The following is a 16,260-nucleotide window of genomic DNA, read 5'->3' on the forward strand; positions in this document are numbered from 1 at the left end:
CATACCCACCTAGGGGTACTCTCTTGAAAAGATGTAAACCCGTGACATTAATCAATGTTCAGAAACACCAACAGGAGAAACCTAGTAAGCACTCTTGAACACCAAGGAGAGAACCTGATGAGAGTGACCGACATGATGATCAAACCTCTGGCCTTTGCGGTGGCCATTACGTCTATGGGCGTGATGACGGCGCAGGCTCAGCCACACAAGAACGTTGATGAGTCCGCCGTAGCCTACGAAGGCACCCCAAGCTCAATTGATGCGGCGTCTGCCAAAGTGGTCCGCACCCCCGGCGCACCCGACCTGACCGATGAGGAGTTCGCCCGCGCAAAGCAGATCTACTTTGAGCGCTGCGCCGGCTGCCACGGTGTGCTGCGTAAGGGTGCGACCGGCAAGCCGTTGACCACCGATATCACCCAGGAACGGGGCATGGATTACCTGAAAGCCCTGATCAGCTTCGGCTCCCCGGCTGGCATGCCGAACTGGCTTACCTCCGGTGACTTCGACGAAGAAACCGTCGAGCTGATGGCCAAGTACATCATGCACGAGCCACCCCAGCCTCCCGAGTTCGGCCTGGCCGACATGAAGGCCACCTGGGAAGTGGTGATCCCGCCCGAGAAGCGCCCCACCAAGCAGATGAACAAGCTGAACCTGGAAAACCTGTTCAGCGTGACCCTGCGTGATGCCGGTGAGATTGCCCTGATCGATGGCGACACCCATGAAATCGCCAAGATTATCAAGACCGGTTATGCGGTACACATCTCCCGTATGGGTGCTTCAGGCCGCTATCTGTTCGTGATCGGCCGTGACGCCCTGGTGAACATGATCGACCTGTGGATGAAAGAGCCGGAAACCGTCGCCAAGATCAAGGTGGGCATGGAAGCACGCTCTGTTGAAACCTCCAAGTTCAAGGGCTGGGAAGACAAATACGCCATCGCCGGCACCTACTGGCCACCCCAGTTCGTGATCATGGACGGTGAAACCCTCGAGCCCAAGAAGATTGTGGGCACCCGGGGCATGACCGTGGGCGACCAGGAATACCATCCGGAACCCCGTGTTGCCGCTATCGTGGCCTCCCACGCGCATCCGGAATTCATTATCAACGTCAAGGAAACCGGCAAGATCCTGCTGGCCAACTACGAAGACCTGGACAACATGACCATCACCTCTATCGATGCAGCCAAGTACCTGCACGACGGAGGCTGGGACGCCAGCATGCGTTACTTCCTGACCGCCGCCAACAACTCCGACAAGATCGCCGTTGTGGATGCCCAGGACCGTAACCTGGAGGCCATCGTGGACGTTGGCAAGATCCCTCACCCGGGCCGTGGCGCCAACTTCATCGATCCAGAGCACGGCCCTGTTTGGGCGACGTCTCACCTGGGTGACCCGACCATTCAGTTGATCGGCACCGACCCGAAAAACCATCCAGACAAAGCCTGGAAAGTGGTTCGCACGGTCAACGGCCAGGGCGGTGGTTCCCTGTTCGTGAAAACCCATCCCAAGTCCAAGAACCTGTGGGTAGATACCGCCCTGCATCCGCTGGAAAGCATCAGCCAGAGCGTGGCGGTGTTTGACATCAACAACTTTGATGCCGGCTACGAAGTGCTGCCCATTGCCGAATGGGCAAATCTGGGTGAAGGACCAAAGCGGGTGGTTCAGCCTGAGTACAACGTGAAGGGTGACGAGGTGTGGTTCTCTGTCTGGAATACCCAGGACAAGAAATCCGCCATCGTGGTGGTGGATGACAAGACCCGCAAGCTGAAGAAAGTCATCGACGACGAACGCCTGGTCACACCAACCGGCAAGTTCAACGTCTACAACACCCAGCACGACGTGTACTGATCCCGGCCCCGGCCCGGAGGAGCTATCTGATGAGACTGGATATGGTAGACAGACAACTGATCGACAGGTACCAGCGTGACCTGCCCGTCAGTGAACGCCCCTACGAGGACATGGCCCGGGAACTGGGCCTGACCGAAGAAGAGGTTATCGAAAGACTGTCTGCCCTGCAGGAACAGCAGGTGCTCAGCCGGGTTGGACCGGTGTTTGAGCACAGCCAGGCGGGCGCCAGCCTGCTGGCTGCCGTGGCGGCACCCGATGAACAGATGGATCTGGTGGCCGCCCGGATCAACCGTGCCCCGGGGGTAAACCACAACTATGCCCGGGAGCACACCTACAATCTCTGGTTCGTGATGACAGCACCCAATGACGACATTCTGGAAGAGCGTCTGGACGAACTGGAACACCATTTGAAGCTACCCATGCTAAGACTTCCAATGGTTGAGGGTTATCACATTGATCTTGGCTTCGATATCGACTGGGAGGCGCTGCCATGAACCTGCCCGCCACCCGCCAGGATCAGAACTACCTGTTTGACACCCAGTCCATCAGCGCCTGGGGTTTACTGCGGCTCCGGGAGCAACTCGAAAACGGCCTGCCACTGACCCCAAGGCCTTATCTGGCCCTGGCAGAGCGTACCGGCCTGACCGAACAACAGGTCATGCAAGCGGTCAGCCAATGGCAGCAGCAGGGGCTGATCAAGCGCCTTGGCCTTGTGGTGAAGCACCGCACACTGGGCTATCGCGCAAATGCCATGGCCGTCTGGAACGTGCCGGATGATCGGGTATCCGAGCTGGGCAATGCCCTGGCCGCGTCACCGATAGTCACCCTGTGCTATCAGCGCCCACGGCGCCTGCCAGACTGGCCCTACAACCTGTTTTGCATGATTCACGGCATTGACCGAAACCGTGTTCAAAGCCAGCTCGAACAGCTTGTTCTCGAACACGGGCTGGAAGGCATCCCCCATGCCGTTCTGTTCAGTAACAAAGCCTACCTCCAGCGCGGAGGACGCTATGTCAGCGACCGCTGAGCAACACAGCCGTATCGAAGTCCCGGATTTCACACCGGTCGAGCGGGCGATCATCAACCGCCTGCAAACAGGGCTGCCGTTAACCAGAACGCCCTATAAAGATGTGGCCGAGGAAATCGGCATGACCGAACAGGACTTGCTGGACCACCTCAAGGCTCTGCTCGCCAACGGCACCCTGACCCGCTTCGGCCCCATGTTCCACGCCGGCGAAATGGGGGGCGGCCTGACCCTCGCCGCCATGCGCATTCCCGAACAGGACTTTGAGCGAGTAGCGGAGCAGGTAAACCGCTTCGACGAAGTGGCCCACAACTACCGGCGGGAGCATGAGCTGAATATGTGGTTTGTGCTGGCCACCGAAACTCCGGAAGCGATTGCCGACACCATCAGCCAGATTGAAGACCTCACCGGCTACCCGGTTTACAACATGCCCAAGGAGCAGGAGTTCCATGTCCACCTCCACTTCCCGATCTGATCACCAACTCTGTGACCGGGATCGGGAACTGATCCTGGCCACCCAGGGCGGTCTGCCTCTGGTGCCCGACCCCTGGGCCGAACTCGGGCACCAGCTCGCTATGCCCGCCGACGAAGTGCTTGCCCGATTCCAGCGTATGCAGGAAACCGGAATTATTCGCCGGGTGGCAGCCGTGCCAGACCATTACAAACTCGGATACCGTTTCAACGGTATGACCGTCTGGGATGTCCGCGACGAGGCCATTACTGAACTCGGTGAGAAAGTGGGCGAGTTGCCGTTTGTCAGCCACTGCTACCGGCGCCCCAGACACCTGCCTTACTGGAGCTATAACCTGTTCGCCATGGTCCACGGCACCAGCCGGGATGAAGTGGAAAACAAGGCTCAGCAGATTCGGGAACTACTTGGCGAAAGCTGCTCGGGCCACACCATTCTCTACAGCTCCGCCATCCTGAAGAAAACCGGATTGCGGCTGAGGAAATAGGGAGCAACACCATGTTTCGCATGACCCGCTACATCAAGAGCCTGATGAACCCGGCACCGGTGCGCCCGCTGCCCAAGCCCAGTGGCCCGGTGGTGATCTGGAACCTGATCCGCCGCTGCAACCTCACCTGCAAACACTGCTACTCGATCTCTGCCGATATCGATTTCAAGGGCGAGCTGAGCACCCGGGAAGTCTACGCCGTGATGGACGATCTCAAAGCGTTTGGGGTGCCTGTGCTGATTCTCTCTGGCGGTGAGCCCCTGATGCGCCCGGATATTTTCGACATCTCCCATCGCGCCAAGGAAATGGGGTTCTATGTGGGCCTGTCCACCAACGGCACCCTGATTACCGAAGACAACATTGGCAAGATCAAAGACGTGGGTTACGACTATGTGGGCATCAGCATCGATGGTCTGGAGGCCACCCACGACGAATTCCGCCAGAAAAAGGGTGCCTTCAGGGAATCCATGCACGCCGTGGCCCTGTGCAAGCAGGTTGGCATCAAGGTAGGCCTGCGCTTCACCCTGACCCAGGACAACTACCCGGAATTGCCGGCCATGCTGGAGATGCTCGACGAGCACCAGATCGACAAATTTTACCTGTCGCACCTGAACTACTCCGGCCGAGGCGGTCGCAACAAGAAGCGCGACGCCTGGTACGACATGACCCGCGACGCCATGAACCTGTTGTTCAACCATTGCCACGACGAACTCAAGCGGGGCATCGAGCGGGAATACGTCACCGGCAACAACGACGCCGATGGCCCCTTCCTGATCGAGTGGGCCAAGGAACACTACCCGGACCAGGTAGATGCCCTCACCCAGCGCCTGACCAACTGGGGTGGTAACTCCTCCGGCGTGAACATTTCCAACATCGACAACCTGGGCGTGGTCCACCCGGATACCTTCTGGTGGGACCACAACCTGGGCAATGTGCGCCAGACCCCGTTCTCAAAAATCTGGTCTGAAACCACCGACCCGCTGATGCAGGGCTTCCGCCAGCACCCGCGCCCGGTGAAGGGCCGCTGCGCAGACTGCAAATACCTGACTATCTGCAACGGCAACACCCGGGTACGGGCCTATAACGTGTCCGGCGACTACTGGGAGGAAGACCCCGGCTGCTACCTCACCAATGACGAAATTGGTGTGGTTGGAGACCTGCCACGAAGAGTGGCAGCCCCGATTGACGAAATCCCGGTTCACAACCTGTAAGGAACACGCCATGAACACACATCCACGGAAAAAGTGCCTGGTGGAATTCCAGCTGGCGGAACAACCCTTGCGGGCGGGCGAGGTCGCCATCGTCGGCGCCGGCCCCGGCGACCCGGGACTGCTGACCCTGCGGGCCCTGATGCTGATCCAGCAGGCAGATGCCATTGTCTACGACCGGCTGGTCTCACCCCAGATCATGGAACTGGTCAACCCCCGGGCCGAGCGCATCCACGTTGGCAAAGCCAGCGGCTGCCATTACGTGCCCCAGGAAGAAACCAACGAATTGCTGGTGCAACTGGCCATGAAACAGCGTCGGGTGGTTCGCCTGAAAGGCGGCGACCCCTACATCTTTGGCCGCGGCGGGGAAGAGGCCGAGTTCCTGGTGGAGAACGACATCGACTTCCAGGTTGTGCCCGGCATTACCTCGGCTGCTGGCTGTGCCTCCTACTGCGGCATACCCCTGACCCACCGGGACTATTCCCAGAGCGTGACCTTTGTCACCGGCCACCGCAAGGCGGACCAGAGCCTGGAACTGAACTGGCAGGTCTTGGCTGCGCCCGGCCAAACCCGGGTGTTCTACATGGGCCTGCACAATGCCCCCACCATTGTGCGGGAACTGACCGCCCATGGCTTATCCGGGCAGTGCCCCGTGGCTCTCGTTGAACGGGGCACCACGCCGCTTCAGCACATGACCGTCACCACCCTGGACGACCTGGTGGAGACCATTGCCCGGGAAGACTTCCAGCCACCCACGCTGATTATCGTAGGGGAAGTGGTGCAACTGGCCGAGAAACTGGCCCGCCCGGCACAGGCCGGCTGGAACAGCGCCCTGACTGGCCCGGCGGCAACCGTCGCCCGCAGGCCGGCCTGAACACGCCATTCTGATCAACCTGAACCGGGAGCAGTTGCTGGTGAACCTCAACAAAGCGCGCATTCAACGGAGCAAGGCACTGGTGCTCGCCACCGCCCTGATGACAGGCCATGCGATGGCCAGTGATACCGTAGACACAGACACCCTGTACCTGCAGCACTGCGCCGCCTGCCACGGCACCGACCGCCTCGGCGGCATGGGCCCGGCCCTGTTGCCGGATAATTTGTCCCGGCTCAGAAAAGCTGACGCCGAAAACGTCATTCGCAAGGGCCGGGCCGCCACCCAGATGATGGGCTATGAAACCGTCCTGAACGACCAGCAGATCACCGCTCTGACCGAGTTCATGTACCAGGCGCCGACACACCCGCTGAAATGGGGCGAAGCCGAAATCCGCGCCAGCCGGGAGGTTATCCACCCTGAAGGCGCCTTACCCGACGACCCGGTATTCGAAGCCGACCTGATGAACCTGTTCCTGGTGGTAGAAATCGGCGACCACCACGTCACCCTGCTGGATGGCGACAGCATGGAACCGATTCACCGCTTCCCCAGCCGCTTCGCCCTGCACGGCGGCCCCAAATACAGCCCGGATGGCCGCTATGTGTACTTTGGTTCACGGGATGGCTGGATCACCAAATACGACATCTACAACCTGAAAGTGGTGGCGGAAGTCCGCGCTGGCATCAACATGCGCAACATCGCCGTCTCGGCTGACGGTAACTACCTGATGGCCGCCAACTACCTTCCTCACACTCTGGTACTGTTTGATGCCGTCAATCTGGACATGCTGGATCTCATCCCCGTCGACAACGACGCCGGTGAAACCTCCCGGGTCAGCGCCGTCTACACCGCGCCACCACGCGGCAGCTTCATCGCCGCCCTGAAAGACATTCCGGAAGCGTGGGAAATCACCGTTGAAAACCGCAAGGCCAAAGTCCGCCGGATGACCACCGACACCCTGCTGGACGACTTCTTCTTCGACCCTGGCTACCAGCACCTCATCGGCGCCGCCCGCGACGGCAAACACGGCGTGGTGATCGATCTGAATACCGGTAAAACGACCGCCGAACTGCCACTACCGGGCATGCCCCACCTGGGCTCCGGCATCACCTGGGAACACGAAGGCCGCCGCGTAATGGCCACCCCCCACTTCCGGGCCGGCGCCATCTCCATCATCGACATGGACACCTGGGACGTGATCAAAACCCTGGACACCGAAGGCCCCGGTTTCTTCATGCGCAGCCATGAAAACTCCCGCTACGCCTGGGCCGACGTATTCTTCGGCCCCAACGCCGACAAGGTCCACATCATCGACAAACAAACCCTGGAAATCGTCAAAACCCTGCAACCGGAACCCGGCAAAGTCGCCGCCCACGTGGAATTCGACCGCCATGGTGAGAAACTACTACTAAGCATCTGGGACGACGACGGCGCCATCATTGTTTACGACGCCGACACGCTCGAAGAAGAAAAGCGCATTCCAATGAAAAAGCCGTCCGGTAAGTACAACGTGTGGAACAAGATTAATTACGAGGAGGGAACCAGCCACTAAGTGGCTCTCTAATTACCTAGCCTTCAAGATTGTGCCTTTGCCACAGGTGGGGAGGCTCTTTCCGAAACACGCTCCTTGCGGCACATCCATGTGTCGCTTGGGCTCCGCCATCCCTGGCTCCGCACAGTTTCGGAAAGAGCCTCCCCACCTGTGGCATCCAGCAGCGGCAATATACTTATCGATTTCGTCAAATAAGCTTAATAATATAAGTCATTTTGGATGTTTGTTTTATGGTAGGATAATTGACCTACGCCAATGTCGCGAAGGTTAGATTATGAACAGCAGTTTCAGGCCACCCATGGCCTCCGCACCCTGCTTGCTGGGGGATGAAACCAACGAGATAATCCGCTACGACGCAGCCCCGGCGGAAGTGGCCTTGTTAAATGGCCTGAGCCATGCGTTCGGGATCTGCCTGAATGAAAAACAGGACACCCCCGAAGCCCTGTTCCTCAGCGACCTGGCCCGCCTGTTCCACCAGAAACGCATCGACGCCGAAACACCACTGGAAAAACACGACCGCCCCTGGGCCAACGTTTACCTCATCCAGTACGGCATCCTCCGACTGTTCAGGGAATCCCCGACCGGCAAAGTGGCCATTCATCACTTCTTCACCGAAGGCGACCTGATCTGGCCGGTGTTCGGGCGCAGCCGCACCGTGCGCAATACCCTGTGCCTTACCAGCGTGCTGCCCGCCACCGTTTGGGTTGCCGATTTCGCGGCTTTCCGGTCAGCTATTCAGAGCCACGGCGACGGATTGTGGGCCAGATTTGCCCTGGTGCTCACAGAGGAAATGGCAGAGCTCACCAGCATGCGGGAATATCGCAAGCACACTATGTCTGCCAAAGAACGCTACGCCCTTCTGGTGGACGAATACCCGGAACTGATCAAACGGGTACCGGATAACCAGCTTGCCTCGTGGCTTGGTGTTGTACCCGCCACTTTCTCCCGACTGAAAACTGCAGCAAAGGCTTGAACCGGCCAATTTGAGACATCACGCACAAAGCTGCCCAATGACCGCCATGCCAAGGGCCGGAGACCCGTCAACGTGCAAATTATGCCATTCTGACGCGGCCCTTTGCTGATCAGGCCAATAAACCTCTCCGCCACATACGTAACATCCTGTTCCGTTCCGTAAACAAATACGAAAAGTCGTAACATGGGGTGTTGCACAATGAAGTTGCAGTCAAGCCGTCTGCCGGTTGCTTCGATAAAAGGATTACTGGCAAGTTCCATTGCCATCATGCTGGCCGGGTGCCTGAGCACAGGAGGTGAAGCCACCTCTAACGATGCCACAGGCGCCGGCAACGGTTCCGACGGTCAGGATGGGCGCGCGTTTTCCACAGTGAACGTGGCCTTCGACCCGGCGAACCAGGTTCTGCCGTTTCCCACCAACCTGCTGTTCGAAGCAGATGCCAGTGCGCCGAAAGACGGCACCATCAACGCGCCGGTAGCAGACCCGGAAGCCTCCTCTGCCGCACTGGTTCAAGGACTGAACGAGCTGGATGGCTTCTCCACCATCGCTCCCTGGCGCGTCGCCTTTACCGGTGATGTGGATGCGGCCAGCTTGCTGGCAGGCAATACAGTTCGCGTGTTCCGGATGACCACGGCCGCCAACACCTACCCGGAGCGGGTTCAACCCACCGCCGTCGACCGCGAGCTGGTACCGGAAACCGATTACCGTGTGCAGTACAACGCTGAAGCCCGCGAGCTGTTGATCGTTCCCACCCGCGCCCTGGAGAAAGGCACCAGCTATACCGCCGTCATTACCAAAGGCGTGCTGGACCCTGACGGCGCGTTGGTTGGCAGCCCGTTGCAATGGTCCATTGCCAAAGGCACTAACCTGCTGGACCAGTGCGACAGCCCGGACCGCTCCGACCCAGCCCTGTTGCAGTGCACCACCAACCCGGCCATCGCACCGTTGGTGGAGGACAGCCGTTTCGGCCTGAGCCGGGATGATCTGTTGCTGGGCTGGGGTGTGACCACGCAGCAACAGGACGACACCTTCCTGGCAGCCGCCCAGGCCATCAAGGACAACCAGCTTTCGATGCCCGGCAATGGCAGCACAACCTGCCAGACGGCCATCTGTTTTCTGACCATCGGCTCGCTACTAGGCCAGGATGCTCCGAAGGCTCCGGGCGACAAAGCCATCATCTACCCGGGAACTATCCAGCTGCCATCGTTTATCGCAACACCTGATAACGTGGATATCTGGGGCAACAGCCCGGCGACGGACGAGGTTGTACTTTCAACCAAGTGGACCTGTGAAGCTGGAAGCTGCAACTCGGACGATGCCCGCGGCCTAAGCAACGGTGGTGAAGCCCAGATGCCCCAACTGACAACCTGGAACACCGTTCCCGTGGTACTTGCCGTGCCAGACCCGAGCGCGTCCGGGGTGCCGGCGCGCCCTGCGGGTGGTTATCCGCTGGTGATTTTCCAACACGCCATCCAGCAGGACAGAACCAATGCCCTGGCCATTGCCTCCGAGCTTGCCCGGAAAGGATTCGCAGTGATTGCCATCGACATGCCCCTGCACGGACTGGTGCGCAACCAGTTACCGACCGACGACAGCCGGTTGGCCCTGCACGCGGCCAACCTGAACGACCAGCTCTATAACTCATCGCTGAACGCCGCAAGGGACATCATTCCCCTGAAAATCGAGCGCACCTATTATCTGGACCTCGTTGGCGGTGACGACGATACTTCCGATGGCATCATCGACGGCTCCGGCGCGCACTTCCTGAACCCGTCACAACCACTCACCCAGCGCGACACCTTGCGCCAGGGCGGCCTGGATCTGGTTTCGCTTGCCCATTACATTCGCAGTGGCCAGATGAGCCAGTGCGGTATGGCCGACGCCCTGTTCGGCGAGGCGGGTTTGCTGAAAACCTGCAATGCCAGCCGCTTTAACATCAATCTGTTCAATCACGTCAACTTCGACGAACTCCACTTCCTCGGCCATTCCGTGGGCAACATCGTTGCCGCACCCTTCCTGGCCCAGGACCCGGACATTCGTTCCGTTGCCATGCTGACCCCCACAGGCGGCATCATGGAAACCCTGGCGGCCTCTGACACCATCGGGCCACAACTGGCTTCAGGCTTGGCGGAATCCGGCGTGTTTCCGGGCACCGAGGACTACTTCCGATTCTTTGCGGTGGTGCAGGCCGCCATTGATTCGGTGGACCCGCTCAATCACGCACAGGCCATCGCCAACCCGGTGGATGCCAATGGAGAGAGTTTCGCCCGCCCGGTATATCTCTCGCAGGTAGTCGGCAATGATGGCAGCGAGGCCAGCCCGTCTGACCTGGTGTTGCCACCCTCGGTTGGCCAGAACGCACCGCTTGCCGGCAGCACCCCCCTGGCCAATGCCATGGGGCTGGAGTTCGTCCGCCAGGGCAACCTGAATAATGGCAAGGTTACCCCATCAACCCGGAGCGACGGCACCACGCCACAGGGCCTGCAAATTGCCGTGCCTTTCCGCTTCGGCGCGCATTCCTCGCCGCTGCTGCCAGACACCCTGGTAGACGACCCTCGCAGCGATGAACCCGATGCCACCGTGGCGCTGCCAAACGGAGAAGAAGTCCACTTTGAAATGCAGATGCAGGTGGCGGATTTCTTCAGTACCCCATCTGAACTCACCGTTATCGAAGAATTTATCGACGTTCGTCTGTGACCCGTTAACAGGACAGTATTATGTTTTCTGCAAACACTCCGCTGCGGGCATGGCTGCCCGTAGCCATCATGGCTGCTTCATCGACTGCACACGGCGCCGGTCTGGAGCTGACCCAGCACGGCACCAAGGAAACAGGCCATGGCTTTGCCGGCACTGCGGCCCTGCTGGAAGACGCTTCGGTGGTTGCCCACAACCCCGCAGGCCTGCTGCGCTTGAGCGGCACCCAGACCAGTCTGGGCGTCAGCGCCATCTACGCTGACCTGAACTACAACGTGCGCGTGCAGCGGGAAAAAATCGAGCTGCCCTACGGCCTGGATCCGACACCGGTCAGTGGTCCGGGCAACGCCACCAGTAAGGAAGTCTCCATCGCGCCCCACCTGTACCTGGCGCACCGGATCAGTGACGATGCTGCTGTGGGCGTCGGCATCTATGCACCCTTCGCCTCGGGCAGTGATTTCCCCGCAGGTTGGGCTGGGCGCTATCACTCCGAGGAAACTTCCCAGACTACGGTGAACATCAATCCGGTGTTCGCGTTCCGCGCTACCGACACGGTGACGGTTGGTTTTGGTGGTTTCATCCAGATGTACGACGCAAAACTCACCAACCAGATTGATACCGGTTATCTGGTAGCGGAAGCCCTGGTGGATCGGGTTCGGGAACAGGAAGGCGAAGCCGCGGCCCGCGCCACGGCGGAAGATGCCGTCGCCCGCATTGGCTCCCAGTTCGATATCGAGAACGACATTGAAATCGACAGCATGGCCTTCGGCCTGAGCTTTGGCCTGTTGTGGGAATACAGCGACCGGACCCGCTTCGGGCTGAATTACCGCAGCCGCACCGAGCACGTGGCCACCGGCCAGGCCACGCGTAAAGAAGTGTTTGACCCGGAGTTCCGGGAACGCCTGGTACAGACGGTTCAGGGCTTCGCCAACATCACCGAGGAGGATGCCCGGGATGCCGTTGCCTCCGCGTTCGATGAGCGTGGCGCCCTGGGCGGCGACCTGGAATCCACCATCACCCTGCCCGATGTACTGACGCTGAGCGCCTTCCATCAGTGGACCGATCGAATTGCGGTAATGGGCAGCGTCACCTACACCAACTGGAGTGTGTATGACGAACTGCGTTTATCGTACGTAGACACCTCTGCCCGGGGTGGCTCAGACATTACCGAAAGCGGTGACGATGTGCGCCGGCGAGATCTGGTTCAGCCTCTGGAATTTGAGGACAGTTACCGTTTCGGCGTTGGTGCAAGCTATGCCTGGGATGACCGCCTGACCCTCAGGACCGGCGCCAGCTTTGACCAGAGCCCCCTGCGCAACTCGGATTTCCGCACCCCGAGGGGGCCGGATAACGACCGCTACATCGTCGGCCTGGGGGCCAGCTATCAGTGGTGGGACAACCTGTCGGTTGATCTGGCCTACTCCTGGATTCGAATCACTGAGGGTGATGTAACCGCGGTGGAGAACCCGGCGGGCAGCAATCATCGGGCTATCGGCACCAGTGAAGGCACACTGCACAACCTGGCGGCCCAGGTGAACTATCGGTTCTGATCGCGCCGCAAAAAAAACGCCAGAAACAACAAGGGCAGAGGTCACCTCCTGCCCTTGTTCGCGTTTAACGAATCACAAATCCGTCAATCAGCCATGCAGCTTTACTGCCAGCTCCGCCACATGCTTGCCCTGATAGCGGGCAATGTTGAGTTCTTTTTCACTGGGCTGGCGTGAACCATCACCACCAGCAATGGTGGAGGCGCCATAGGGCGTGCCGCCATTAACTTCGGAGATATCGAAGAAGTCCGGAATGCCGTAACCAAGAGGCACGATCACCATGCCGTGGTGCGCCAGCGTAGTCCAGAAGGAGCTGATCGTGTGCTCCTGCCCGCCACCGGTGCCGGTTGAGGTAAACACACTCGCCACTTTTCCGTGCAGCTTGCCTTCGGCCCACAAGCCGCCGGTCTGGTCCAGGAAGGTGCGCATCTGGCCGGCCATATTACCGAACCGGGTCGGGGTGCCGAAAATGATGGCGTCATAATCCGCCAGCTCGGCCGGGCTGGCCACCGGGGCCGCCTGATCGGCCTTGCCGCCGGCATTCAGGAATGTCTGGTCTGCCATGGTCTCCGGCACCCGCTTCACCACCACATCGGCACCTGAAACACTTTTTGCACCCTCAGCCACGGTGTTCGCCATGGTTTCCATGTGGCCATACATTGAGTAATAAAGAACCAGTACTTTTGTCATCGGATAATCTCCTTGTTCGCTATGAATGATCACAGCGTAACGGGCCGGGGCAAATGGTGAAAACGGAAGATTTCCGACAGGTCATTCAGTTTTTCTGAACATGGTCACAGGATGTTCATGGCATTTATTTGCGTACACGTGTACGCTGAGCTGCATTATACTTTCCGTTTGTACAGACAACCGCAGATGAACATCCCTATGAACCAGGCCCAGACCACCGCAGAATCCCTCCACAACCGCATCGAGGAATGGATTAACAGCGCTACCCACGGCCTTGGCGCTGTTCTCAGCGTTATCGGCACTGTCGCCCTGATAGTGGGCGCCAGCCAGATGGGGGATGCCTGGAAGATTGTCAGCTTCAGCGTGTTCGGGGCCTCCCTGATTCTGCTGTATATGGCCTCTGCGCTTTACCACGGCACCCGCCATCCGAAACTGAAAACCGCATTCAAAACCCTGGATCACTGCGCCATCTTTCTGTTGATCGCTGGCACCTACACACCTTTCCTGTTGGTCAATCTGCGCGGCACCACCGGCTGGACTTTATTTGCAGTCATCTGGTCCCTGGCGCTGACCGGGGTGGTGCTGAAAGTAATCTTCAAGAACCGATTCAAGCTGGCCAGGGTGGGCATTTACGTGGCCATGGGCTGGCTGATCATCTTCGCCTCATCCGATCTGGTCGCCAACCTGAGCGAAACCGCCCTCTACCTGACCATCGCCGGGGGTATTGTCTACACTGCCGGTGTGGCATTCTACCTGGCCGACCGCATTCCCTATATGCATGCCGTCTGGCACCTGTTTGTTATCGGCGGCAGTGCCTGCCATTTCAGTGCCATCTATTTCGGTGTTCTGCCTCATACAGTCTGAGTTGATCCGGCTGCGGTGGCGCCGTCTGTCAGAATGCCCAGACGAGTGCCATCAGAATTCCCCAGGCCAAAACAGATGCCGCCATGATCGTGTAAGTCGCCGACATGGTGACCACATCATTGTCGCCACGATGGCACAACGAGCGCACGCCCTGATAGACCAAGGCACAGGACAAGAACAATCCAGCCATCACCGCCACGACGCTGACCGCTAACACAGGCACCAGAAGTGCCAGGGAAGATAGCCATAAAGGCAACGGTGCTATGGCGGCAAGCAGGTACGCATCCTGATACTCAATACCAAGCTTGTGACTATCAAGAACCGACCGAATTAACCAACCCATCACAAAGAAGGTCAGTAACTCCGCCAGAAACAGAATTGTTGTGATAAAGCGCCACTCTTTATCAGCAAATCCGTTGATGAAGCTGTCGCCATAATGGGTACCGGCGTAGTAAAGCAGCACCGGAGGCAAGAACGACATCGGAACAACGATGACCCAGGCGAGAAAAGGCACGGACAAATCCATTCGTTTCAGATCCTGCCAAACTCCGTTGCCGGAAAACGGCAAACTCAGAAGCTGCGTTATATTCATGGTTTCCCTCCGTACATCCTGAATAGCGTCAATTACAGTTAACACCCCAATATCCGCCGGGCCCAGCGAGGTTCATGACCTAAATCATCTTCTCAACGCACTAGCACAGGTTAAGCTACCGGCACCATGGATTGCCGTCACCTTGATGGCCACTATCGTGAAAGACGCCCACCGCATGAGTGCTTCGCAAAGCCCCGGACGAATCCACGCCTTCTGGCTTTTCTTTCCCGCTGCCGCTCTGTGGGCCGCAGTGGTTGTGCCAATGTCATTGTTTGCAGTCATGTCCGGAACCGGCTGGCCGCCGGGCTTGCTGGGTGCCGGCCATGGCCATGAGCTGATTTTCGGGTTTGCCCTGGCGCTGATTGCCGGTTATACCCTCGGCCCGCAACCCTGGAGACTACTTGCGCCCCTGTTTGGCCTTTGGCTTGCTGCGAGGTTCAGTTGGCTGCTGGCTCCGGAGTGGCTGGTAAGCCAGCTGCTCAGCCCGGCCTTTGCCCTGCTGCTGGCCTGGCAGGTAGTGCCGCGCTTTCAGGCTGCCAAGAAATGGCGCAACAAAATTGCCGGACCGCTGATCCTGGCTCTGTGCCTGCTGGCATTGGCCTATGCCTTGGCTGAGTGGATGCCAGTGGCGCTGAACCAAAGAAGCATGATGGAAGTCGCCATTCTGGGCTTGCTGTTGCTGATGACATTTATGGGGGGCCGAATCATCGCGCCGGCGGTGGCTGGCACCCTGGAGAAACGGGGCATCCCCCTGGAAGCCAGGGTTCAGCCAAAAATTGAAGGCGCTTTGCTGATCGTGCTCCCCCTGGCCATGGTTTGCCTGCCGTTTCCGGGCACCCGGCCGGTTTCCGGCGCCCTGCTGTTGCTGGCCTCTATCCTGATCCTTGTCCGAACTGTCCGGTGGAAGCTCTGGCACTGCACCGGCAGGCCGGATCTGCTGGTACTGGCTCTCGGTTACCTCTGGCTGGCCGTGGGGGCCAGCGTTACCGGGGCACACCTGCTTGCTGGACGTTCATCAGTGCCAGCCCTGCACCTGATCACCATTGGCGCCCTGGGCACCTTGTCTGGCAGCGTCATGCTGAGGCTGGCCTGGCAACGGGCATGCCGTACCTTCCCCCCAGCCTGGCAGGTACTGGCGCTGGCGGGTGCCATGGCACTCGCCGCCATCAGCCGCTATCTAACCGGCAACGCGCCCTATGGTCACCCGGTTTTGCTGTGGCTGGCCAGCGGCGTCTGGGCCCTGGCTTTTTCCGGTTTGGCTTATCAGTTACTGGTGCTATTCCAACGCAGTAAACACAAGGCAAACCACACCTGACAAGGCCTGGAAATGATTGGCTACCTCTACTGCACCAATTGCCCCCGGGCCTACCACCGATGAAGTATTACCACCCCAACTCACTGTTTTTAATAAATTTATAGAAGCCCCAAACATCATCAATACAGA

At 59.1% G+C, this 16,260-nt stretch carries 15 protein-coding genes; 13 read left to right on the top strand and 2 right to left on the bottom strand.

The window, feature by feature from the left end; all coding sequences use genetic code 11:
• Window positions 1-117 precede the first annotated feature (117 nt).
• The 11 genes from QUE75_RS15990 (at window position 118) to QUE75_RS16040 (ending at window position 12,673) form a co-directional block, all read left to right on the top strand.
• Entirely contained in the window at window positions 118-1,845 is a 1,728-nt protein-coding gene (locus tag QUE75_RS15990; protein ID WP_286251710.1) for a nitrite reductase, read from the top strand.
• Between the two features lie 29 nt (window positions 1,846-1,874).
• Window positions 1,875-2,339, top strand: coding sequence for an AsnC family transcriptional regulator (locus QUE75_RS15995; RefSeq protein WP_286251712.1), 465 nt, complete (start codon window positions 1,875-1,877; stop codon window positions 2,337-2,339).
• Window positions 2,336-2,872, top strand: coding sequence for a siroheme decarboxylase subunit beta (gene ahbB / locus QUE75_RS16000; RefSeq protein WP_286251714.1), 537 nt, complete (start codon window positions 2,336-2,338; stop codon window positions 2,870-2,872). Before QUE75_RS15995 ends, ahbB (QUE75_RS16000) begins: the two co-directional genes overlap by 4 nt.
• Window positions 2,856-3,344: an Lrp/AsnC family transcriptional regulator gene (locus QUE75_RS16005; protein WP_138435429.1), complete on the top strand. Its 489-nt coding sequence runs from the start codon at window positions 2,856-2,858 to the stop codon at window positions 3,342-3,344. The genes ahbB (QUE75_RS16000) and QUE75_RS16005 overlap by 17 nt, the downstream gene beginning before the upstream one ends.
• Complete coding sequence (gene ahbB, locus QUE75_RS16010; RefSeq protein WP_286251717.1) at window positions 3,319-3,825, top strand: siroheme decarboxylase subunit beta; 507 nt, start codon at window positions 3,319-3,321, stop codon at window positions 3,823-3,825. Before QUE75_RS16005 ends, ahbB (QUE75_RS16010) begins: the two co-directional genes overlap by 26 nt.
• Window positions 3,826-3,836: 11 nt before the next feature.
• Window positions 3,837-5,036 carry a heme d1 biosynthesis radical SAM protein NirJ gene (gene nirJ, locus QUE75_RS16015; RefSeq protein ID WP_286251719.1) on the top strand — a complete coding sequence of 400 codons (1,200 nt, stop codon included), beginning with the start codon at window positions 3,837-3,839 and terminating at the stop codon, window positions 5,034-5,036.
• A gap of 10 nt (window positions 5,037-5,046) precedes the next feature.
• Complete coding sequence (gene cobA / locus QUE75_RS16020; protein ID WP_396631668.1) at window positions 5,047-5,907, top strand: uroporphyrinogen-III C-methyltransferase; 861 nt, start codon at window positions 5,047-5,049, stop codon at window positions 5,905-5,907.
• Window positions 5,908-6,007: 100 nt separating this feature from the next.
• Window positions 6,008-7,456, top strand: coding sequence for a cytochrome D1 domain-containing protein (locus QUE75_RS16025; RefSeq protein ID WP_396631716.1), 1,449 nt, complete (start codon window positions 6,008-6,010; stop codon window positions 7,454-7,456).
• A gap of 274 nt (window positions 7,457-7,730) precedes the next feature.
• Window positions 7,731-8,429 carry a Crp/Fnr family transcriptional regulator gene (locus tag QUE75_RS16030; protein WP_286251723.1) on the top strand — a complete coding sequence of 233 codons (699 nt, stop codon included), beginning with the start codon at window positions 7,731-7,733 and terminating at the stop codon, window positions 8,427-8,429.
• 198 nt (window positions 8,430-8,627) lie between these two features.
• On the top strand, window positions 8,628-11,126 hold the full coding sequence (locus QUE75_RS16035; protein ID WP_286251724.1) for an Ig-like domain-containing protein: 2,499 nt from the start codon (window positions 8,628-8,630) through the stop codon (window positions 11,124-11,126).
• Window positions 11,127-11,146: 20 nt separating this feature from the next.
• The gene (locus QUE75_RS16040) at window positions 11,147-12,673 is read left to right on the top strand and encodes an OmpP1/FadL family transporter (protein WP_286251726.1); all 1,527 of its coding nucleotides are present in this window, start codon (window positions 11,147-11,149) and stop codon (window positions 12,671-12,673) included.
• A gap of 87 nt (window positions 12,674-12,760) precedes the next feature.
• Here the strand turns inward: QUE75_RS16040 and wrbA are convergent, their stop codons facing one another.
• Complete coding sequence (gene wrbA, locus QUE75_RS16045) at window positions 12,761-13,360, bottom strand: NAD(P)H:quinone oxidoreductase (RefSeq protein ID WP_286251730.1); 600 nt, start codon at window positions 13,358-13,360, stop codon at window positions 12,761-12,763.
• Window positions 13,361-13,546: 186 nt separating this feature from the next.
• On the opposite strand from wrbA, the gene trhA reads away from it, so the two are divergent.
• Complete coding sequence (gene trhA, locus QUE75_RS16050) at window positions 13,547-14,224, top strand: PAQR family membrane homeostasis protein TrhA (RefSeq protein WP_286251731.1); 678 nt, start codon at window positions 13,547-13,549, stop codon at window positions 14,222-14,224.
• Between the two features lie 28 nt (window positions 14,225-14,252).
• Here trhA and QUE75_RS16055 read toward each other — a convergent pair whose 3' ends face one another.
• Complete coding sequence (locus QUE75_RS16055) at window positions 14,253-14,816, bottom strand: YIP1 family protein (RefSeq protein ID WP_286251733.1); 564 nt, start codon at window positions 14,814-14,816, stop codon at window positions 14,253-14,255.
• A gap of 145 nt (window positions 14,817-14,961) precedes the next feature.
• Between QUE75_RS16055 and QUE75_RS16060 the strand changes: the two genes are divergently transcribed.
• Complete coding sequence (locus QUE75_RS16060) at window positions 14,962-16,131, top strand: NnrS family protein (protein ID WP_286255721.1); 1,170 nt, start codon at window positions 14,962-14,964, stop codon at window positions 16,129-16,131.
• Window positions 16,132-16,260: the final 129 nt, after the last annotated feature.

Source organism: Marinobacter shengliensis (assembly GCF_030297115.1).
GTDB classification, from domain to species: Bacteria; Pseudomonadota; Gammaproteobacteria; order Pseudomonadales; family Oleiphilaceae; genus Marinobacter; species Marinobacter shengliensis.